Source organism: Pseudomonas sp. FBCC-B1565, from assembly GCF_059133265.1.
In genome coordinates this window covers 6,559,736-6,580,403 of record NZ_CP101438.1, presented here as the reverse complement: position 1 = coordinate 6,580,403, position 20,668 = coordinate 6,559,736, and the positions used below count along the sequence as shown (strand labels likewise).

Below are 20,668 nucleotides of genomic sequence, written 5' to 3'. Positions count from 1 at the left end.
ATAATCAGAATGCGGGAGAACAACAGCATGACTCGCCAAGACCTCAACCAACTGCGTGTGTCGCCCCTGCATTTGCAACAAGGCTTGTTTGCCAGCCTGGCGCTCATGGTCACGTTGATTGGCGGCCAGCAGCTCAGCCATTGGCAGCAGAGTAAGCAGCAGATTCCCCAATTCGAACGTCCGGCCATGACCCAGACCCATTTCCGTTCCGTTGGCAGCGTTGCTGCCGATGCAACAGCCCCGCAACTGCGGATGGTTGACCAGGAGTCTTCCCTGAGTGAGCTGCCATCCCAGGAGCGTTGGGTGTTCTAGGCACCAAGGCCACTTATGTGGCCGCAAAGCACTACCGCTGTTACCTCTTAAAGAAGCATAAGGAGAATCACCATGTTGAGTTGGGCAATCACATTTCTGATCATCGCCATTGTGGCTGCAGTCCTGGGCTTCGGTGGTATCGCGGGCACCGCCACGGGTATCGCAAAAATTCTGTTTGTGGTTTTCCTGGTGATGTTCATCGCTTCCTTCTTCTTTGGTCGTCGCGGCCGAGGCTGAACATGACCACTTTGTCCTTCAAAGCCATTACTGCCGCCCTGCTTCTGGGCGGCAGCGGCTTGGCGTTGGCCGCCAACGACGGCCAGTCCCGAGCCAACGAATTGCTCAGCGCGGACCCGCAATACCGTGAAACCTGGCAAGGCGTGGTGAAGAAAGAAGAGCGCCTGCCGGAATGGGTGATGAACCTGTCGGGCACGGCCGAGCAGATGAATGCCGTGGAAGAAGATGGCGACAAGTATTTGGTCGGGCCGCTCTGTGAAACTGCGGACACCTGCCTGAACAAACGCCTGATCGTTGCCTTCAGCCTCGACAAGGAAGATGCCTACGCCATGTTGGTGGAAGTCCCGGCCGGTCTGCCGAAGGACAAGTCGCCGACGCGGCACGCCGATTACCGTTTTATCGGTAAGCCGGATGAAGGCATGCAAAAGCTGCTGATGGAGCAGCTGAAGAAAGATCCGAATTGGTACTAGGTTCCGTCTGACACGCTTGTTGTCTGCGGGGCCGGCGTCCATAGAAAGAAGCCGTCGCTTCTTTCTGTTTGCACCGCTCGCCAAGGGTGGTGCATGACCAAGGGGCCGGGTTGCTCTGATCACCTGCGATCGGCGTGACCTACGGGTACAGGGAGTGCCTGCGCAAGGGCCGGGTCAGGCGAAAAGCTGCGACGCAGGTTCACAAGCCATCGGCTTGCTGAACTTGCGGCGGGCTTTAACGCTCCTTCTCTGCTTCTCATGCCACCCATAGTCGTAATTTCCTTTTTTGCTTGTGCCCAACCATTACTTGGTGTGTCGGGTAGACCATCTATCGATAAAATTTGGTGGGCGCCATAGGACATTTCCGACACTAAACTGTGGAATTCTCAGGCATTTCCGCCAACGCTCCGCAGACGTCCTGAATCTCTGAGCGAGCCGGGTTTGGCCGGTTCACGGCATTTTTGTCGGACAAAATGTCACATTTGAACTGACCGTTCGGACAGTTATTATTAAAAAATCTCATGCCGATTCGGCATAGGGTAGGCGTTTACGGCATTAGACGTCGCCCCCTTGCATGGGAATAGTTGCGCCTTTTTTCGCCTGCCAGTAAGCCATTTCGGCCACGCTGCGGTGACCTTCCATGGAGGCAGATGCACACACTTTTTCGCTCTCGAGCGTTGCGGCTGGCGCATTTGCCTTAAGTTCACTTGAAGTAAGGGTAATGACATGAAGAAGGCAAAGCTAAGCCTCGCCTGGCAGATCCTCATCGGTTTGGTGCTGGGGATCGCAATCGGTGCAGTGCTTAACCATTTCAGTGCTGAAAAGGCCTGGTGGATCAGCAATGTGTTGCAGCCAGCGGGCGATATCTTTATCCGCCTGATCAAGATGATCGTGATCCCGATTGTGATTTCCTCGCTGATCGTCGGCATCGCCGGTGTCGGTGACGCGAAGAAACTCGGGCGCATCGGCGTCAAGACCATCCTTTACTTCGAGATCGTCACCACCATCGCCATCGTGGTCGGCCTGCTGCTGGCCAACCTGTTCCACCCGGGCGCGGGCATCGACATGAGTACCCTGGGTACCGTCGACATCTCCAAATACACCGCTACCGCCGCCGAAGTGCAGCATGAGCATGCGTTTATCCAGACCATCCTCAACCTGATCCCATCGAACATCTTTGCCGCCGTTGCCCGTGGCGAGATGCTGCCGATCATCTTCTTCTCGGTGTTGTTCGGCCTTGGCTTGTCGAGCCTCAAGCCTGAGCTGCGTGAGCCTCTGGTAACGATGTTCCAGGGCGTGTCCGAGAGCATGTTCAAAGTCACCCACATGATCATGAAGTACGCCCCGATCGGCGTGTTCGCACTGATCGCGGTGACCGTCGCCAACTTCGGCTTCGCCTCGCTGCTGCCACTGGCCAAGCTGGTGATCCTGGTTTACGTCGCCATCCTGTTCTTCGCTTTTGTGATCCTCGGCCTGATTGCCCGCCTGTTCGGCTTCTCGGTGATCAAGCTGATGCGCATCTTCAAGGATGAGCTGGTACTGGCCTACTCCACTGCCAGTTCCGAAACCGTGTTGCCGCGTGTGATCGAGAAGATGGAAGCCTACGGCGCGCCGAAAGCCATTTGCAGTTTCGTGGTGCCGACCGGTTACTCGTTCAACCTCGACGGTTCGACCCTGTACCAGAGCATCGCGGCGATCTTCATTGCCCAGCTGTATGGCATCGACCTGTCGATCGGCCAGCAACTGATGCTGGTGCTGACCCTGATGGTCACCTCCAAGGGCATCGCCGGCGTACCGGGTGTGTCCTTCGTAGTGCTGCTGGCCACCCTGGGCAGCGTGGGCATTCCGCTGGAAGGCCTGGCGTTCATCGCTGGTGTCGACCGCATCATGGACATGGCGCGCACCGCCCTGAACGTGATCGGCAACGCCCTGGCCGTGCTGGTGATCTCCCGTTGGGAAGGTATGTACGACGACGCCAAGGGCGAGCGCTACTGGAACTCGCTGCCGCACTGGCGTACCAAGACCGCCGCACCGGTCGCCCAGGCCACCCGCAGCTGACAGCGTGACGGCTTAAAGACAAACCCCGGAAAATTCCGGGGTTTGTCGTTTCTGCCAGCCCCGCTATCATTCGCCCCATTCTTCGGGGGATTCAACTGATGCTCAATGGCCTGTGGCTTGGCTTCTTTGTCGTGGCAATGGTGTCGGCACTGGCGCAATGGCTGGTCGGCGGTAACGCCGGGATTTTTGCAGCGATGGTCGAAAGCATTTTCGCCATGGCCAAATTGTCGGTGGAAGTCATGGTGCTGCTGTTCGGCACCCTGACGTTGTGGCTGGGCTTTCTGCGCATCGCCGAAAAGGCCGGGATCGTCGATTGGCTGGCCAAGGCCCTCGGCCCGCTGTTCCGCCGCCTGATGCCGGAAGTGCCCGCCGGCCACCCGGCGATCGGCTTGATCACCCTCAACTTTGCCGCCAACGGCCTGGGCCTGGATAACGCCGCCACCCCCATCGGCCTCAAGGCCATGAAGGCGTTGCAGGAGCTTAACCCCATACCCAACACCGCCAGTAACGCGCAGATCCTGTTCCTGGTGCTCAACGCGTCGTCGCTGACGCTGTTGCCGGTGACCATCTTCATGTACCGCGCTCAGCAAGGTGCCGCCGACCCGACGCTGGTGTTCCTGCCGATTCTGCTGGCCACCAGCGCATCCACGCTGGTGGGGCTGCTCTCGGTGGCGATCATGCAGCGCCTGCGGCTATGGGACCCGGTGGTGCTGGCGTACCTGATTCCGGGTGCGTTGGTATTGGGCGGCTTTATGGCGCTGCTCGCGACCCTCTCCGCCACGGCGCTGGCCGGGCTGTCCTCGATCCTCGGCAACCTCACATTGTTTGGCCTGATCATGCTGTTCCTGGGGATCGGTGCGCTGCGCAAGGTCAAGGTGTACGAGGCGTTTGTAGAAGGCGCCAAGGAAGGCTTTGACGTAGCCAAGAACCTGCTGCCGTACCTGGTGGCGATGCTTTGCGCCGTGGGGGTGTTGCGAGCCTCTGGCGCGTTGGATTTTGGCCTGGAAGGCATTCGCCATGTGGTCGGCTGGACGGGCATGGACACGCGCTTTGTCGATGCCTTGCCGACCGCGATGGTCAAGCCGTTCTCCGGCAGCGCCGCGCGGGCGATGTTGATCGAGACCATGCAGACCCAGGGCGTGGACAGCTTTCCGGCGTTGGTGGCGGCGACGATTCAGGGCAGTACCGAGACCACCTTCTATGTGTTGGCGGTGTACTTTGGTTCGGTGGGTATTCAGCGGGCCAGGCATGCCGTGGGCTGTGCGTTGTTGGCGGAGTTTGCCGGCGTCGTTGCGGCGATTGCGGTGTGCTACTGGTTCTTCGGTTAAGGCTCGGATTGCTATCGGGGGCAAGCCCCCTCCCACATTTGAATGTGTTCACAGATCAACCTGTGGGAGGGGGCTTGCCCCCGATGAGGCCCTCAGTGTTTAGCTGCACTATTGCCTTGCTGAACCACCCACTCCACCACCTGCTTATTCAACTGATCCCCCGCCTGTCCAAACCCAGCCACCACCGCCGGCACTTTGGTGTCCCCCACCGGCTGGTGCACTTCGAACCGTCGGCTGGCAATAATCCGCTGATCACGCCCGCGCACCAGGCGCGCATCCAGGCGAATCACAACCTCCACCACACTGCCATGATATTCACTCTGGAACGCCTGCAATTGCCCGCCCAGTTCATAGTCGGACTGCAGGTTAGTGTCATCGGTGCTCAGCAGCGTCACCCGGCCATCGCGCTGGAAGCCATCCATAAAGCGGTTGCGCAACAGCACCGGCGCCGGGTCGCTCCAGCGTGAGTTGGCATAGCTGCTGATCAGGTCGCCATTGGGCACCACGGCGATGCGTGGGCTGTCGAGAAACTCGCTGGTCTGCGGCTTGTTCACGCGCAGTGACCAACTGACCGGCGCGCCCTGGCTGGTGGTCTGCGCCGAAGCCAGGCGATACACGTCCGAAGGGTCAGCCTTGGGCAGAATCGAACACGCGCTCACGAGCGCCAGTGCTAGAGGGGCAATCAGTTGGTAAGCACGCTTCATGGCGTGAACTCCTTGTTCTTGTCGCTGCCCAGCAGGTAACCGCTGGGGTTGGCTTCCAGGCGGCGGGAGATGGCGCGCAGCGAGCCTAGGGTTTCGCGCAGCTCGCGCACCGCCGGCGCCAGTTCGTTGAGGCCTTGCATGCCGCTGTTCACCGAGTCCTTGTTGTTGGTCAGCAAGGTGTTGATGGTCGCGGTGCTTTGTTCAAGGGATTTCATGGCCTGCTCGGCGCTGCCGAAGGCCTGCTTGCCTTGTTCGTTGAGCAAGCCATTGGCGTTGCGCATGAGCACGGTGGTCTGTTCCAGGGCGGCGGTCGCCTGTTTGCTCACCTGCATCAGTTGCTGCATCACCACTTTGATATCGCCACGCTGATCGGCAATGGCGCCAGTGGTTTGCTGCAGGTTCTCCAGGGTGTTGCTCAGGCGCTCGACGTTCTCGCGGGAGAACATGTGATTGGCGTTGTGCAACAGCAGGTTGACGCTGGTCATCAGGTCGTTGCTGTTGTTGAGCAAGCGTGCGATGGGCGATGGCGAGGCGATGATCTGCGGCAGGTTGCCGTCCTTGCCCTTGAGCTCGGGGCTTTGCGGGGTGCCGCCGCTGAGCTGGATGATCGAGGTGCCGGTGATGCCGGTCAGGGCGAGCTTGGCCTGGGTGTCCTCCTTGACCGGCGTCTGCCCGGCCAGGCGGATGCGCGCCAGCACGCGGCGCGGGTCCTTGGGGTCCAGGCTCAGGCTGATCACATCGCCCACCTTGATCCCGCTGTACTGCACCGAGCTGCCCTGGGACAGGCCGCTGACCGCCTCGTTGAAGATCACTTCATAGTCCTGGAAGGCGCTGTCGACGCTGGACTTGGCCAGCCACAGGCCGAACAGCATCGCGCCGACCACCACGATCACGCTGAACAGACCGATCATCACATGATGGGCTCGGGTTTCCATGTCATACCTCGTTGAGCGATTGAGCGGCATCCAATGCCGCGCGGCCACGGGGGCCGTGGAAATATTCGTGGATCCATGCGTCGTCGGTTTCCGAGACAACATCGATGGCATCGGCCACCAGCACTTTCTTTTGTGCCAGCACCGCCACGCGGTCGGTAATGGTGTACAGCGTGTCCAGGTCGTGGGTGACCAGGAACACGCTCAGGCCTAGCGCATCGCGCAGGGTCAGGATCAGTTGGTCGAATTGCGCCGCGCCGATCGGGTCGAGGCCGGCGGTGGGTTCGTCGAGGAACAGAATGTCCGGGTCCAGCGCCAACGCGCGGGCCAGGGCGGCGCGCTTGATCATGCCGCCGGACAGCGAGGCCGGGTATTTGTCGGCCGCCGACAGCGGCAGCCCGGCCAGGGCCAGTTTGACGGCGGCCAAGTGCTCGGCGTCGCGACGGCTGAGGCCGGCGTGTTCGATCAAGGGCAGCGCAACGTTTTCGGTAACGGTCAGCGAGGAAAACAGCGCGCCCTTCTGGAACAGTACGCCAAAGCGCCGTTCTACCAGGGAGCGCTCATGCTCGGGCAGGCTCGGCAGGTTCTTGCCGAACACGCGCACTTCGCCTGCGCTGGGCCGACGCAGGCCGACAATGCTGCGCAACAGCACCGACTTGCCGCTGCCGGAGCCGCCGACCACGGCAAGGATCTCGCCCTTGTACAAATCCAGGTCGAGGTTTTCATGCACGCTCTGGCTGCCAAAGCGATTGCACAGGCCGCGCACTTCAATCACCGCCTCACTGGGCGCTCGGTGTAGACGACTCACCAGCCCATCTCCATGAAAAATAGCGCGGCGACAGCATCCATCACGATCACCACAAAGATCGATTGCACCACGCTGGAGGTGGTGTGGGCGCCGACTGATTCAGCGCTGCCGCTGACCTTGAAGCCTTCCAGGCAACCAATCGCAGCGATCAGGAACGCAAAGATCGGCGCTTTGACCATGCCCACCAGGAAGTGCTGCACGCCGATGTCCGATTGCAGCAGCGAGAGGAACATCGCCGGCGAAATATCCAGCGCCACCGCGCACACCACACCGCCGCCGATGATGCCCGAGAGCATCGCCAGGAACGTCAGCATCGGCAGCGCCACCAGCAGCGCCAGCACGCGGGGCAGTACCAGCAACTCCATCGGGTCCAGGCCCAGGGTGCGGATCGCGTCGATTTCTTCGTTGGCCTTCATTGAGCCGATCTGTGCGGTAAAGGCACTGGCGGTGCGGCCGGCGATCAGGATCGCGGTGAGCAAGACGCCGAATTCCCGTAGGAAAGAGAACGCCACCAGGTCCACTGTGAAGATCGTCGCACCGAAGCTCTTGAGCACGGTGGCGCCGAGGAAGGCTACTACCGCACCCACCAGGAACGTCAGCAAAGCCACGATGGGCGCGGCATCCAGTCCGACCTGTTCGAGGTGCGCAACCATTGGCGTCACGCGCCAGCGCTTGGGGCGCAAGATGCTACGGGCGAAGGTTTCGAGAATCAGGCCGACGAAACCCAAGAGTTTCTTGGTGTCCTGCCAGACGGTGTCCACCGCACGGCCGATGCGTGCGAGGACCTGGATACCCGCCGCTTCTTCAGGGGCTTTTTCCGGCACGCAAAAATCATTCAGGGAACGGTAGACGGTCTTGAGCAGCGCGCGGTCGGCGGCAGACAAGCTGCAATCGGTTTGTTCGGCGGACTGCTCGATGCGGGTCGGCCCCAGCAACTCCACCAGCAATGAGGCGCCGGCGGTATCCAGGGCGCCGAGGCCGTTGAGGTCGATGCGCGCGCCGGCGTCGTATTGGCCGTCGAGCTTGTCCGACAGCTTTTTCAGGTTGGCATAGTGGGCAAGCGTCCAGTCCCCCGTAATCCGCAGTTGTGGCGGGGTGGTGGACGTATCGAGGTGGGCTGCGCCGGCCGTCGTGCTGGTGGTCATAAGCTCCGAGCTTGTTTGGCTATCCACAATTCCTACGTAATAGCACGATACGGCCTACTTTGGGTTGTCCGTTTGTGCTGAGTCCGTCACGTTGAAACGCAGCACGCCGATCACTTGCCCGTCTTCGGTCAGTACCCGCACCTGCCAGCGGCCCACGGCGTCGGCCGGGAAGTTCTGCTTGTGGGTCCAGGCGCGGTAGCCCTCTTTGCGCCCGCCGTGGATATCCAGGGCGATGCGGTCGACCTCTTGGCCGTTGAATTTCCACACGTGGTAGATGCGCTCATCCAGCCCACGCGGCGCGTTGATCGCGGTATAGGCATACAGCCCGCCGCTGCGCAGTTGGGCTGCAGTGACTTCCTTGAGATCGTCGCCTGGCGTGCGGTCCTGCAGTTGGGTGCTGATGGCCACTTCGGTCATCCACAGCGTGGCTGGTGGCACCCAACTGCGCAGGAACCACCCGGCGCAGCCGATGGCGGCGGTGACCCCGAGCAGCATCGCCCAGCCTTTGACGCTACGCAGCGGCAAGCTTACCGCCAGGCTTGGGATCGACAGTGCCATGGCCACGCCGAGGGCCAGTTTGTAACTCTCGGCGGTGGTCAGGTGCAGGATGATCGGCAATGCCGTGAGCAGCGCGGCGAACAGGGTCAGGGTATGCAGCGCCAGGAACAGTGAGCGCTTGGGCGCCAGCCACTTGTAGTACAGCGGGTCGATGATCGACACCAGCGCCGCCGCGCCGAGCAAGCCGGTGAATACCGATTGGCCGCTGTTCCACGCGGTGGTGACGAAAAAGAACGGCAGCACAAAAAACAGACTTTCCTGGTGGATCATCTGGGTCGCGTAGCGCAGCAGCGGTTCGGGGATTTCGCGCTTGAAGACTTTGGTGAACAGCTGGGTAAAGCTGTTCTCCAGCATCAGCCACAACCAGCTCACCAGCATGATCACCGCAATCCAGCTGGCCATGCCCTGCTGGCGATCCACCAGGATGAAGCTGCACACACCCGAGATAAAACCGCCGAGTGCAATCACCCCTGGGTAGCGCTTCATCAGTTCGAGAACGCGCTGGATTAAGTGGGTCAGGTTTGGCATTCGGCGCTTCGCAGTCTTGTAGGAAAAATCCCAGACAGAATAACGTCTTAGGCCGTTGTACGGTGGGTCATTGCACGATCCGTTTGCGATAAACCCGCACGCCAATCAATACAAAGGCGATCAGCCCCAACACTCCGGCGCTGATCCAGCTCAGCATGTCGTAGCTGAGCAGTGGTTTCTCGATGCGCCAGTAACCGGGCTGCTTGAACACTTCGCGCATGGCCTGGTTGGTCTGGTCCAGGCTCACGGCCTTGATGCGCTTGGCTGGGTCGCTGAAGTGGCCGTTGTTGTATTCGGCGGACGCGCTCCAGTAGTAGTCGGCCAAGGCGCTGTTGCCTTGCACGGCCCACGCCTGGCGCGCAATGGCGGCTTGTTGCAGGCGCGCAAACACTGCTGGGTCGAGGCCGTCCTTGAGCAGTCGGGCCTTGAGGTCCTGGAGGACGTGTTCCGCTTCGGGGAGGTTTTCCCGCTCAAGGTCGGCATTCAGGCTGAGGAAACCGACGCCGCCGAGTACTTCGCGCTCGCTCCAGGGACCGTAGGACAAACCGTGCTTGAGGCGCAGTTGGCGATACAGCGCCCAGTCCAAGTAGTCCTTGAGCAGGTCGTAGGTTTCATCATGTCCTTCATCCAGCACCGGCTCGGGGAACAGCCAGTGCAACTTGGCGCTGTTGCCGACCCAGCCGTGGATCAGCTCGCGATGGCTGGCAGCGGGGTGCTGGATTTCCGGCAGCGCCGGATGCTCGGTAGGGTCGACCGGGTCGAGTTGGCCGTAGGTGCGTTCCAGGTAGGCCGGCAGCAGTTTGTCGAGGTCGCCGACGATGATCAGGGTCATGTTGTTGGGGGCGTACCAGTGTGTGCGCAGGTCGTCCAGCTGGCCGCGGGTCAGGTGGTCGACCTCGGCGCGTTCGGCGCATTTGAGCCCCAGTTCGACGGCCAATTGGTTGCTGGCGGTGTGGCCCAGGTCCTGGCGGTCCAGCAGGCGTTGCAGGTGTGAGTAGTGGCCGCCGTCTTCGCGCTCCACTACCCGCTTGGCCGCGTTGATATTGGCGTCGGTCAGTTCAGTGCGGGTGATGATCGCCAGCAGCAGGTCCAGCACTTTGCGCTGGTTTTGCGCGGGCGCCTCGATCACAAAGGTGGTGTCGGCGTTGCTGGTGTAGGCGTTCCACTCGCCGCCCAGGGCTTGCATGCGGTCTTCCAGCTCGGCTTCGCCGCCGCCGTCGATGCCGCTGAATAGCAAGTGTTCGAGCAGGTGCGGCAGCTCTTTGTCTGCGCAGTTGAAGTCATCCAGGCCTACTCCGACCACCAGACGGATGGCCACATGCCCGCGCTCGGTGCCCGGTTTGAGCAACAATTGCAGGCCGTTGGGCAAGGTGTAGCCCTCGACTTGCAGGCGGTCAAAGGCAAAGGCGTGGGCAGATCCCATGAGCAGGCAAGCGAACAACAGGCGACGCATAACAAGCTTCCTGGCGAGTGAGGTCATTTTTAACTGACTTCACGGGCCACCGTACGTTCAGGGCGAATGTGTGATGTCGGCAATATCTTCGGCGGAGAGCGCGCCGGTGTCAGACGTTTCCAACACTACATAGGCACTGCTGCAAAACAACGAGTTCAGGCGTTTCATGTCGGCAATCAGTTCCAGGTGCAGAGAGCTGGTTTCCAGGCTCTGGACGATCTTGCGCTGAAGGCGGCTGACATGGGCGTGGGCCAGGCGCCGTTCCTGGGCGCGGAAGCGACGCTTCTCGCGCAGCAACTGGCGGGCGCTTTCCGGGTCGGCACTGAGGAACACCGACAACCCCAGGCGCAGGTTGGCGATCAACTGGCTGTGCAGGCCGGTGAGTTCCTCCAGGCCCACTTCGGAGAACTGGCGACGCTGAGAGGTTTTCTGCTGCTGGACTTTGCGCAGCATGCGTTCGATCAGGTCGCCGGCCAGTTTAAGGTTGATTGACAGTTCGATGATCTCGGCCCAGCGCCGATTGTCGTGTTCACTGAGGTCTTCCCGGGGCATTTGTGCCAGGTAGAGTTTGATCGCGCTGTACAGCGCTTCGACATCATCGCTGAGGCTGCGCATTTCCTGGGTGATGGCGGTCTGCTTGCCGCGCAGCACTTCAAGCATGGCCATGAGCATATTGTCGATCAGGTCGCCCAGGCGCAGGGTTTCGCGGGCAGCGTTGGCCAGTGCCAGGCTGGGTGTGGCCAGCGCGGCCAGGTCCAAGTGGCGTGGTTTGGCCTTGCCATTGACCTCTTCGCGCTCAGGCAGCAGCCAGGCACACAAGCGGGCCATCGGGCCAATGGTCGGTAACAGGATCAGGCAACGGCTGACGTTGTAGAGCAGGTGAAAGGTGATGACCATGCCTTGTGCGCTGTAGTCCAGGCCATCCATCCAGCGTACGAGCGGGTCGAGCACCGGGATGATCAGCAACAGGCCGATCAATTTGTACAACAGGCTGCCCAGTGCCACCTGGCGTCCGGCGGCGTTCTGCATGCTGGTGCTGAGGAAGGCCAGCACGCCGCTGCCGATGTTGGCGCCGATCACCAGGCCGATGGCCACGTGCAGGCCGATCACACCGGCGCCGGCCAGTGTTGCCGTCAGCAGGACAGCCGCCAGGCTGGAGTAGGAAATCATCGCGAACAGGGCGCCGACCAGGGCGTCGAGCAGGATGTCGCCGGTCAACGACGCGAAGATCACTTTGACGCCCTGGGCGTGGGTAATCGGCCCGGCCGCTTCAACAATCAATTGCAGTGCGAGGATGATCAGCCCGAGGCCGATCCCCACCCGGCCCAACTGCCCTGCTCGCGTTTGCTTGCGCGACAGGAAGAAAATCACCCCAAGAAAAATCAGCAGCGGCGACAGCCAGGACAAATCAAACGTCAGCACCCGCGCCATCAGCGCGGTACCGACGTCGGCGCCGAGCATGGTCGCCAGGGCGGGCATCAGCCCCATCAGGCCCTGGCCGACAAAGGAGGTGACCAGCATCGCCGTGGCGTTGCTGCTCTGCACCATGGCTGTCACCAGGATACCGGCGATAAACGCCAGCCAGCGCTTGGACATGTTCTGCCCGATGACTTGGCGCAAGTTGGAGCCGTAGACCCGCAGGATGCCGGTACGGACGATGTGCGTGCCCCAGATAAGCAGGGTCACGGCGGAAAGCAGATTGAGCAAGGTCAGCATGCTCGGCCCCCCGTGTGGGTGCGCTCGAAAATGAGCGAAGGAAAGTTGCCGCGTGCCGCTCTACGTCTTGTACTTAAGCTGTAGTTGGCGAATGGGTTCGGCGCCAGCATCGCATAGCTAAAGTGGGGATTGAAATAAAAATGTCATGAAATCAGCTTTGTGCGGATGAAAAAAAGGGGCCTGTGCAGGCCCCTTTTTTGTCTGGCTCGGGATTATTGACCCGGGATGTCTTTGCGCAGTTTCACAGGATCCTGCTGTTTCTTCTTTTTCGCGATGGCGGTGCGCATCTTGATGTTCACTGCTTCCACCGCCAGCGAGAACGCCATGGCGAAGTAGACGTAGCCTTTTGGCACGTGCACATCGAAGGATTCGGCGATCAGCACGGTACCGACTACCAGCAGGAACGACAGCGCGAGCATCTTCAACGACGGGTGCTTGTCGATGAATTCGCTGATGGTGCCGGCTGCCAGCATCATCACCAATACCGCCACGACAATCGCCGCGACCATCACCGGTACATGGGAGACCATGCCGACCGCGGTGATGACCGAGTCCAGGGAGAACACGATGTCGATGATCGCGATCTGGATGATGGTGTAGATGAACTTGCCACCGGCGCCCTTCGGCTCGTCGTGGGTTTCGTCTTCACCTTCCAGCGCGTGGTACATCTCCTGGGAGCTTTTCCACAGCAGGAACAGGCCACCGAAGAACAGGATCAGGTCGCGCCCGGAAATGCCTTGGCCGAAGACCACGAACAGGTCGGCGGTCAGTTGCATCACCCAGGTGATCGACAGCAGCAACAGGATGCGTGTGACCATGGCCAGGGCCAGGCCGAAGATCCGGGTGCGTGCCTGCATGTGCTTGGGCATGCGGCTGACCAGGATCGAAATCATGATGATGTTATCGATGCCCAGGACGATCTCGAGGGCCGTCAGGGTGAAGAAGGCAATCCAGATTTCCGGATTGGTCAGCCATTCCATGTGTATTCCTTTGAGCGAGTGTTAAACCGCGCAAGCTGCAGCGCCGCGCGGTTGGGTGTTCGGGATTATAGAGTGCTGAACAGAGGAATAATCCCCATCAGCAAAGCGGCGACCATTATGCACAGGCATACCAGCACTGCCCACTTGAGGGTGAAGCGCTGGTGATCGCCAAATTCGATACCTGCCAAAGCGACCAGCAGGTAGGTCGAGGGTACCAGTGGGCTCAACAGGTGCACGGGTTGTCCGACAATCGACGCACGTCCCATTTCTGCCGCAGTGATGCCGTAGTGGCTGGCGGCTTCGGCGAGTACTGGCAAAACGCCGTAGTAGAACGCATCGTTGGACATGAAGAACGTAAACGGCATGCTCACCAGCGCGGTGATCACCGCCAGGTAAGGGCCCAGCGCGTCAGGGATAACGGCCAGCAGGCTCTTTGACATGGCATCGACCATGCCGGTGCCCGACAGGATGCCGGTGAAGATACCGGCCGCGAAGATCAGCCCCACCACCGCCAGTACGCTGCCGGAGTGGGCGGCGACGCGGTCTTTCTGCATCTGCAGGCACGGGTAGTTGACGATCATCGCGATACTGAACGCCACCATGAACAGCACCGGCAGTGGCAACAGGCCGGCGATCAGTGTGCACATCAGGGCAAAGGTCAGGGCACCGTTGAACCAGATCAGTTTCGGGCGACGGGCGTCCGGGAATTGCGACACGCTGATTTCGCTGTGGTCGATCTCGTCGCCTTGCAGGTGCAATTCACCCAGGCGTGCACGTTCGCGCAGGCCGTACATGTAGGCAATCACCAGGATTGCGACGACGCCGGCGGCCATGGCCGGGATCATCGGCACGAAAATGTCCGACGGGTCCACGTGCAGCGCGCTGGCGGCACGGGCGGTCGGGCCACCCCAAGGGGTCATGTTCATCACGCCACCGGCAAGAATGATCAGGCCGGCCATGATCCGTGGGCTCATGCCGATGCGCTGGTACAGCGGCAACATGGCGGCCACGCAGATCATGTAGGTGGTGGCGCCGTCACCGTCGAGGGACACCACCAGGGCCAGTACGGCGGTGCCGACCGAGACTTTCAGCGGGTCGCCCTTGACCATCTTGAGAATCTTGCGCACGGCCGGGTCGAACAGGCCGGAGTCGATCATCAGGGCAAAGTACAGAATGGCGAACATCAGCATCACGCCGGTGGGCGCAAGCTTGGTGATACCGGCCAGCATCATTGGGCCGATCTCGGGTGCGAAGCCACCGAACAGCGCGAACAGGATCGGCACGATGATCAGGGCGATCAGCGCGGACAGGCGCTTGGTCATGATCAGGAACATGAACGTGATGACCATGGCAAAGCCAAGGAAAGTCAGCATAGGAATACTCCAGGCGTAGCGCGGCTAGGGAATGGCGAACCGGGTGGCGGTCAGCGCAGAACGAAAGGCACGAGGCGTACGGGTGGAGTTGGGGCGAACAGGCGGGTACGGGCGGACATCGGGAATCACCATTGTTGTTGTTAACAGCCGGTCTGTTGCCGGCAGTGGGGGCGATCCTAGACGGGTAAGCTTTCAGCCAGCTTTCGCTGAGTAAACGGGTGACGAAGGGAATGCACGCAGTCTCTGGACTTACATGGACCAAAATGTGGGAGGGGGCTTGCCCCCGATAGCAGGGTGCAAGTCACTGCATGCGCAGGCTGACACACCGCTATCGGGGGCAAGCCCCCTCCCACATTTGTCTGTATTTGGCTTGAGGTTTTTAGGGCAGTTCGAGGCCGCCGGCGGCTTTGTGCAGCTTGCGCAAGTGTTCGCCCACCAGCTTGAGGTTGGCTTCACAGGCGGCAATCTCGGCTGAACGCGAAGGCTCCAGCAGCGCCCTCACCTCCTTGTCCAATTCGCCGGTCAGCGATTGCAGCTGCTTCTGGCGTTCGGCGCTTTCCGATTCCAGGCGTGTGGCTTCCGAAGGTTGCGGCAGGCCATAACCGCCGCTGCCGAGCAGCTCAGCCGGGCGACTCAGGAAGCCGCTGTTGGCGAGGATCTGTTGCAGCGTGGCATTGGCTTTCTCCATGCCACCGTTCTTCAGCTCGCGAGCACCGAGGTAGCGTTGTTTGACTTCGTCCTGGGCCAGCATCAATTGCTTGCGAAAGCTCGCCTGCTCCAGCAGCAGCAACGCGGCGCTGGTGCGCAGATCGGCCTGATCGAACCACTGGCGACGCTCCTCCGCGCTCAGGGATAGCCAGTCTTCGACCTGGGTCTGTTTGATCGGCAGGTGTTTGCGCAGCACATCGAACATGGCTTGGTAGCGTTCGCGGAAGGAGTCGAAGTGATAACCCAGGCGCAATGCCCTGCGTTTGTCATCCAGCACACTGGTGTCGGCCAGGCCGCGTGCGCTCAGCACCTCGAGCAAGCCATTGGGGGTGATGTTGTCCAGGCCGGTCAATTGCGGGTTGGCGCTGCCGCTGCGTAGCAGTTTCAGGCTTTCCACCGCGCAGTTGTTGGAGATGAAGAAGTAGTTGCCGTCGTAGCTCCAATGCATTTCGGCGGCATGCTCGACGGTATCGTTGATTTCCTGGCGGGTCAGTTTCAACGGCACCGAGGCCAGGCCGCGCAGCTCGGTCTTGGTGTATTCATCGATCACTTGCGCCAGCGGCAGCACGAACAGCCGCGAGGGGTATTTGCCGACCAGGCCATCCCAACTCGACAGCTGTACGTCACCGACGAACGCGCGATAGGAAAGAACCAGATGCTGGTCCAGGTCCAGTCGGCAATCCGGTCCACGCGGGCGGCCCGGTGCGCAGATCACCAGGCGCAGCATGCTGTGGCCCCAGCGGCTGACCAGGTTCTGGTTGGCCTCGGCCAGCAGGTAGTCGATCTCGTAGACGCGCTCCGGGTCCACATGGCCCAGCGGTGTTTTGGCAAAATCGTTACCGGCGTTGAGGAACGCGTAGGTGTTGGCGCAGGTGTCTTGCTGCGGCGGGGCCCAGCCGAAGTGTTCCTTGTAATAGCGGAACAGCGCGGGACGGCGGCAGGCGTAGCTCGGGTCGAGGAGAAAGTACTCCATGTTGACCGCCACAAATTCCAACGGGCTGGTGGTTTCGTAGATGTCCGGGCTGCGGGCGACTTGATGATTATGTTGCTCGCGCTCTCCGCGACGGCCTACGTACTGCGGCCAGCCGGCCAGGTCCAGCAGGCGTGGATCATCGCTCAAGGTAAAGCGGCGGCCATTCTGGCCACGGCATTGATCAGGCAGGCCGATCAGGCCGGTGAGGTTGTTCTGGCGGCTGCAGCGGTTGATCAGCGTGCGGTCTTCCTTGGACCACAGGCGCGCACGGTCATAGATGTGGGTCAGTTCATGCAGCACCGTAGCGAGCATTTCCCGGCGCACAGTGCCGTGAGGTCGATTGGTTTTCTGGGTGGCGGCACTGCCGTCGGTCAGGCTGGCGAGCAGGTTGCTGTTGAGGTCCAGCTCGGACACCAGGGAGGCTTGCCCGTAGGCGTTCTCGGGCATCTTGTCGGTCCAGCCGACATCAATGCGTCGATCCAACTGCTCGACAAAGCGCGGCGGCAAGGAACGCATCGCTTCGTCGAGCAATGCCTGGCTGGCCTGTTGCTCAGCCGGGCTCAGGCCCTCGGTCTTGAGCCGCAGTTGCAGGCTGGCCTGGGCTGCGCCGGCACACAGCAGCACAGTCCCGGCCAGGAGCCAGGCGACGATTCGCCTCACAGTGCGAGGATGGCTTCGGCGAGGGTCTGGTCGCTGGCGTCGCGGGCTTCCGGCAGGCGTGTGCGCAGAGTGTCGAAGGCGGCTTCAAGGTGGGCGCCACGGATCTCGCCGTTGCTGGCGACGAAACTGGCGGCGTCATCGTGGGCTTCGCGTACGACTTTGGAGTCACGGATGGAGGTGGTGGTGTCCGAGGTGAAATCAATGGTGCGGCCGGAGGCGCGGACAATGATGTTACTGGTGGCCACCAGGGTGTGTGCCTGGGCGATGTCGGCCAACAACAGCAGGCCGAGGGTGGCGGCGATCAGCGGGCTACGCATGGAATAACTCCAGAGACAAAGATGGAATACAGAGATGATTATTGGACGAGAATTGCTTGCGCCAGTTCAAGGTCGCTGGCGTTAAGTTTTGGTTGGCTGCGGCGCAGATAATCCAGCGCAGATTCCAGCCTTGCGCCCCGCCATTGGCCGTCAGTGGCGATAAACGCGGCAGCGTCATCCTGGGCGGCCATTATCACTTTTCTGTCGAAGGGCGCAGACGTCACCTTGCTGGTGGCGTAGGCGCTTGCGACGGTGCTCTGGGTGGTCAGGTCAAAGGCCGAAGCCAACGGTGACCAACCGAACGAAAACAACACAGGGACGATTAAAAGGCGGTATGAAAAAGCCATGGGACTCGACAACTGAAAGCGAGCGCCAAGGCTAGCGCAATGCCCGGGCGAGAGCCAGCGCCCAGGCGTTCGCCTTGGCGTCAGATAGCCAGGATGGCCTGGGCCAGTTGTGCGTCAGTTGCCGTGTTCAATTGCGGCGCGTGCTGGCGGATCTGGGCCAGGGCGCTTTCCAGTTTCACGCCACGGATGGCGCCTTCGCTGGCGACAAAGCTGGCGGCGTCGTCACGGGCAGCACGTACGACCTTGTTGTCGCGCAGGGACGAAGTTGCATCGGAGCTGGCGTCGGAAGTGGCCTTCAGCGCGCCGACGATGGAGTCGGTGGTCACGATGAAGCTGGTCGCGTTGGCGTTGGCAGCCAGGGCCAACAGGGTGGCAGCACTCAGCAGGCGAAGACGGGACATGGGATGACTCCTATAGATGAACGGATAAGGTGGCGCAGGCCAGCCATTGGGGATCAGACGCCTGTACTGCACGGTTTGCCACAGGGTGGCTGGATATTAAGCCGCCGCTTATCCGTTCGGGAAGCGCCTTGACTGCCTAGTCACGCCAGAACGGCTTGGACAGCTCGGCCATTCGATCGCCCTGGCTGATGCCGACATCGGACAATTCCCGGGTATCAAGCTGCGACAGTTGGCGTCGTTCATAAGCGTGGCGTACCCATTTGGCGAGGGTTGAGGCCGTTTGGCGTAGCAGTCTCTTATAAAGAGGGGATGGCGTATCCATGGCGAGTACCTTTCCTGAGGTCTTGGAACACCATGTTGGGTGAGTTGGTGAGACCGATACAGATACACCAAGATAAAATTGTACTGTTTAACTGTTACATTTTTTTAAACTGTACCTGTCGCTGCGCAGAGCTTCTGTTTTCTGTTGGAAATGCGAATGCCGCAAACAACAAAGCCCGCCTCCGGTTTCCCGGGGCGGGCTTTGTTTTGACAAATCAGGTTGCTGGCAGTGGACCCGTCAGGTCAGGGCCAGCGAGCGCTAAATCAGCGCCAGAACGGCTTGCTCAGCTCTTCGTAGCGTTGAGCTTCGCTGATACCTGCGTCAGCCAGCAGACGCGAATCCAGGCGAGCCAGTTGGTGGCGGCTAGAGATGCGGCGCTGCCACAACATCAGGTTGGCGATAACGCGCAGAGGCAGGGAGGCCTGGGTGTTTACAGCTTTTTCTTCGAAGAACAGTTCGGAACTGAGTGTACGTTCCATGATGACATCCTTCCGCTTGTGGCGGGATTAGGTAGTGGTTTAACTGATGCCAATGATCCTCTTCCGGCGCAAGACTCTCTAGATACAGTTCACCTGTATTGTGAGGGGCCAGTTAACTGTTTATAGCTGCTGTACTGTACGGAAATGGGGCAACTGTACCTGTCTGCACTGAAATAGTGCGAAATAGGCCTTTTCGGTGAGATGTGTAGGATATTTCGGTAAGAAATGACCGGTACAGCAGTACAGTTTTTTCAATAAGTGGCGATGAATCCACCGAGCTGATGAAACTGTATTTGCATCAGCTCGGATCTGTATCAATCACGCCTTGAGCATGTGCCCGGTTTCTTCCAGGTTGATGTGCCAACTCAGTGCTTCGCGCAGGATGTGCGGGGTATGCCCGCCGATGGCGCAGGCGGCATCGAAGTAACTGTTCAGCGCATCGCGGTAGGCGGGGTGCACACAGTTGTCGATGATCACCCGAGCCCGTTCCCGTGGCGCCAGGCCACGCAGGTCGGCCAGGCCAATCTCGGTCACCAGGATGTCGACGTCATGCTCGGTGTGGTCGACGTGGCTGACCATTGGCACCACACTGGAAATTGCGCCGCCCTTGGCAATCGACTTGGTAACGAAGATCGCCAGGTGCGCGTTGCGTGCGAAATCCCCGGAGCCGCCAATGCCGTTCATCATCCGCGTGCCGCAGACATGGGTGGAGTTGACGTTGCCGTAGATGTCGAACTCCAGCGCGGTGTTGATGCCAATGATGCCCAAGCGCCGCACCACCTCAGGGTGGTTGGAGATCTCCTGCGGGCGTAGTACCAGCTTGTCCTTATAGTGTTCCAGGTTGCCGAACACATCGGCATTGCGGCGCTCCGACAAGGTGATCGAACTGCCCGATGCGAAACTGAGCTTGCCGGCATCGATCAGGTCGAAGGTCGAATCCTGCAACACTTCCGAATACATGGTCAGGTCTTCGAATGGCGACTCGATCAACCCGCACATCACCGCGTTGGCTATGTTGCCGATACCGGCCTGCAGCGGACCGAGCTTGTTGGTCATGCGCCCGGCGTCGACTTCCTGCTTGAGAAAGTTGATCAGGTGGTTGGCGATACCTTGGGTGTCGCTGTCGGGCGGCGTCACCGTAGAGGCGGAGTCGGCCTGGTTGGTGATCACGATGGCCACGATCTTTTCCGGTGGGATCGGGATCGCGGTGCTGCCGATACGGTCATCAACTTTGACCAGCGGGATCGGCGTGCGCGTCGGACGATAGGTCGGGATATAGATGTCGTGCAACCCTTCCAGGTTCGGGTTGTGCGCCAAGTTGATCTCGACGATCACCTGTTTGGCAAAAATCGCGAAACTGGCCGAGTTGCCCACAGACGTGGTGGGCACGATATGCCCTTGTTCAGTGATCGCCACTGCTTCAATCACCGCGATGTCCGGCAACTTGAGTTGGTTGTTGCGCAGTTGCTCGACGGTTTCCGACAAGTGCTGGTCGATGAACATCACTTCGCCGGCGTTGATTGCCCTACGCAGGGTGCTGTCGACCTGGAACGGCATGCGTCGTGACAGTACGCCCGCTTCGGTCAGTTGCTTGTCCAGGTCATTGCCCAGGCTGGCGCCGGTCATCAGGGTGATTTTCAGCGGCGACGTCTTGGCGCGTTCGGCCAGGGCGTGGGGGACGGCCTTGGCTTCACCGGCACGGGTGAAGCCACTCATGCCGACGGTCATGCCGTCCTCGATCAGTGCGGCGGCGTCTGCCGCGCTCATGACCTTGTTCAACAACGAAGGCAAGCGGATGCGATCACGGTACATGGATTCTTATCTCAGGCTACGGAAGCAAGGTGCGCAGTTTAGTGATT

21 protein-coding genes are annotated in these 20,668 nt (G+C 60.5%); 5 read left to right on the top strand and 16 right to left on the bottom strand.

Features of this window, described 5'->3' with window-relative positions; all coding sequences use genetic code 11:
- Positions 1-27 precede the first annotated feature (27 nt).
- The 5 genes from NL123_RS30265 to NL123_RS30245 all read left to right on the top strand — a co-directional run bounded on the left by NL123_RS30265 (position 28) and on the right by NL123_RS30245 (position 4,405).
- Positions 28-312 (top strand): hypothetical protein, encoded by a 285-nt coding sequence (locus NL123_RS30265; protein WP_494356947.1) that lies wholly within the window; start codon positions 28-30, stop codon positions 310-312.
- Positions 313-384: 72 nt separating this feature from the next.
- Positions 385-549 carry a DUF1328 domain-containing protein gene (locus tag NL123_RS30260; RefSeq protein ID WP_003170804.1) on the top strand — a complete coding sequence of 55 codons (165 nt, stop codon included), beginning with the start codon at positions 385-387 and terminating at the stop codon, positions 547-549.
- Positions 550-551: 2 nt separating this feature from the next.
- Positions 552-1,019, top strand: a complete 468-nt coding sequence (locus NL123_RS30255; RefSeq protein ID WP_071494790.1) for an inhibitor of vertebrate lysozyme family protein — start codon at positions 552-554, stop codon at positions 1,017-1,019.
- 726 nt (positions 1,020-1,745) lie between these two features.
- Positions 1,746-3,077, top strand: a complete 1,332-nt coding sequence (gltP, locus tag NL123_RS30250) for a glutamate/aspartate:proton symporter GltP (protein WP_058424440.1) — start codon at positions 1,746-1,748, stop codon at positions 3,075-3,077.
- Positions 3,078-3,175: 98 nt separating this feature from the next.
- Positions 3,176-4,405, top strand: a complete 1,230-nt coding sequence (locus tag NL123_RS30245) for a nucleoside recognition domain-containing protein (RefSeq protein WP_248485577.1) — start codon at positions 3,176-3,178, stop codon at positions 4,403-4,405.
- 92 nt (positions 4,406-4,497) lie between these two features.
- On the opposite strand, the gene NL123_RS30240 is transcribed toward NL123_RS30245, so the two are convergent.
- The 16 genes from NL123_RS30240 to scpC form a co-directional block, all read right to left on the bottom strand.
- A complete protein-coding gene (locus NL123_RS30240) occupies positions 4,498-5,109 on the bottom strand; it encodes an ABC-type transport auxiliary lipoprotein family protein (protein WP_248485578.1) in 612 nt (203 codons plus the stop codon).
- Entirely contained in the window at positions 5,106-6,044 is a 939-nt protein-coding gene (locus NL123_RS30235; RefSeq protein WP_058424442.1) for an MlaD family protein, read from the bottom strand. The genes NL123_RS30240 and NL123_RS30235 overlap by 4 nt, the downstream gene beginning before the upstream one ends.
- Position 6,045: 1 nt before the next feature.
- Complete coding sequence (locus tag NL123_RS30230) at positions 6,046-6,849, bottom strand: ABC transporter ATP-binding protein (RefSeq protein ID WP_071494793.1); 804 nt, start codon at positions 6,847-6,849, stop codon at positions 6,046-6,048.
- Positions 6,846-7,994, bottom strand: coding sequence for an ABC transporter permease (locus NL123_RS30225; RefSeq protein ID WP_248485580.1), 1,149 nt, complete (start codon positions 7,992-7,994; stop codon positions 6,846-6,848). The genes NL123_RS30230 and NL123_RS30225 overlap by 4 nt, the downstream gene beginning before the upstream one ends.
- A gap of 54 nt (positions 7,995-8,048) precedes the next feature.
- On the bottom strand, positions 8,049-9,080 hold the full coding sequence (locus tag NL123_RS30220; RefSeq protein WP_494356946.1) for a DUF5924 family protein: 1,032 nt from the start codon (positions 9,078-9,080) through the stop codon (positions 8,049-8,051).
- Between the two features lie 67 nt (positions 9,081-9,147).
- Positions 9,148-10,533 (bottom strand): M16 family metallopeptidase, encoded by a 1,386-nt coding sequence (locus tag NL123_RS30215; protein ID WP_494356945.1) that lies wholly within the window; start codon positions 10,531-10,533, stop codon positions 9,148-9,150.
- 57 nt (positions 10,534-10,590) lie between these two features.
- Positions 10,591-12,249, bottom strand: coding sequence for a Na/Pi cotransporter family protein (locus tag NL123_RS30210; protein WP_248485583.1), 1,659 nt, complete (start codon positions 12,247-12,249; stop codon positions 10,591-10,593).
- A 212-nt stretch (positions 12,250-12,461) separates the two neighbouring features.
- Positions 12,462-13,229, bottom strand: a complete 768-nt coding sequence (locus tag NL123_RS30205) for a TerC family protein (RefSeq protein WP_014716354.1) — start codon at positions 13,227-13,229, stop codon at positions 12,462-12,464.
- A 65-nt stretch (positions 13,230-13,294) separates the two neighbouring features.
- Positions 13,295-14,602 carry a CitMHS family transporter gene (locus tag NL123_RS30200; protein WP_028618667.1) on the bottom strand — a complete coding sequence of 436 codons (1,308 nt, stop codon included), beginning with the start codon at positions 14,600-14,602 and terminating at the stop codon, positions 13,295-13,297.
- Positions 14,603-14,981: 379 nt separating this feature from the next.
- Complete coding sequence (locus tag NL123_RS30195; RefSeq protein WP_494356944.1) at positions 14,982-16,943, bottom strand: DUF7844 domain-containing protein; 1,962 nt, start codon at positions 16,941-16,943, stop codon at positions 14,982-14,984.
- Positions 16,940-17,260 (bottom strand): DUF2388 domain-containing protein, encoded by a 321-nt coding sequence (locus tag NL123_RS30190; protein WP_058424449.1) that lies wholly within the window; start codon positions 17,258-17,260, stop codon positions 16,940-16,942. The genes NL123_RS30195 and NL123_RS30190 overlap by 4 nt, the downstream gene beginning before the upstream one ends.
- 38 nt (positions 17,261-17,298) lie before the next feature.
- Positions 17,299-17,607 carry a DUF2388 domain-containing protein gene (locus NL123_RS30185; RefSeq protein ID WP_058424450.1) on the bottom strand — a complete coding sequence of 103 codons (309 nt, stop codon included), beginning with the start codon at positions 17,605-17,607 and terminating at the stop codon, positions 17,299-17,301.
- Positions 17,608-17,687: 80 nt separating this feature from the next.
- Complete coding sequence (locus NL123_RS30180) at positions 17,688-18,008, bottom strand: DUF2388 domain-containing protein (RefSeq protein ID WP_248485585.1); 321 nt, start codon at positions 18,006-18,008, stop codon at positions 17,688-17,690.
- 136 nt (positions 18,009-18,144) lie between these two features.
- Positions 18,145-18,330, bottom strand: coding sequence for a DUF1127 domain-containing protein (locus NL123_RS30175; protein ID WP_248485586.1), 186 nt, complete (start codon positions 18,328-18,330; stop codon positions 18,145-18,147).
- A gap of 263 nt (positions 18,331-18,593) precedes the next feature.
- Positions 18,594-18,809 (bottom strand): DUF1127 domain-containing protein, encoded by a 216-nt coding sequence (locus tag NL123_RS30170; RefSeq protein WP_012721550.1) that lies wholly within the window; start codon positions 18,807-18,809, stop codon positions 18,594-18,596.
- A 318-nt stretch (positions 18,810-19,127) separates the two neighbouring features.
- The gene (gene scpC, locus NL123_RS30165) at positions 19,128-20,621 is read right to left on the bottom strand and encodes a succinyl-CoA:acetate CoA-transferase ScpC (protein ID WP_248485587.1); all 1,494 of its coding nucleotides are present in this window, start codon (positions 20,619-20,621) and stop codon (positions 19,128-19,130) included.
- Positions 20,622-20,668 lie beyond the last annotated feature (47 nt).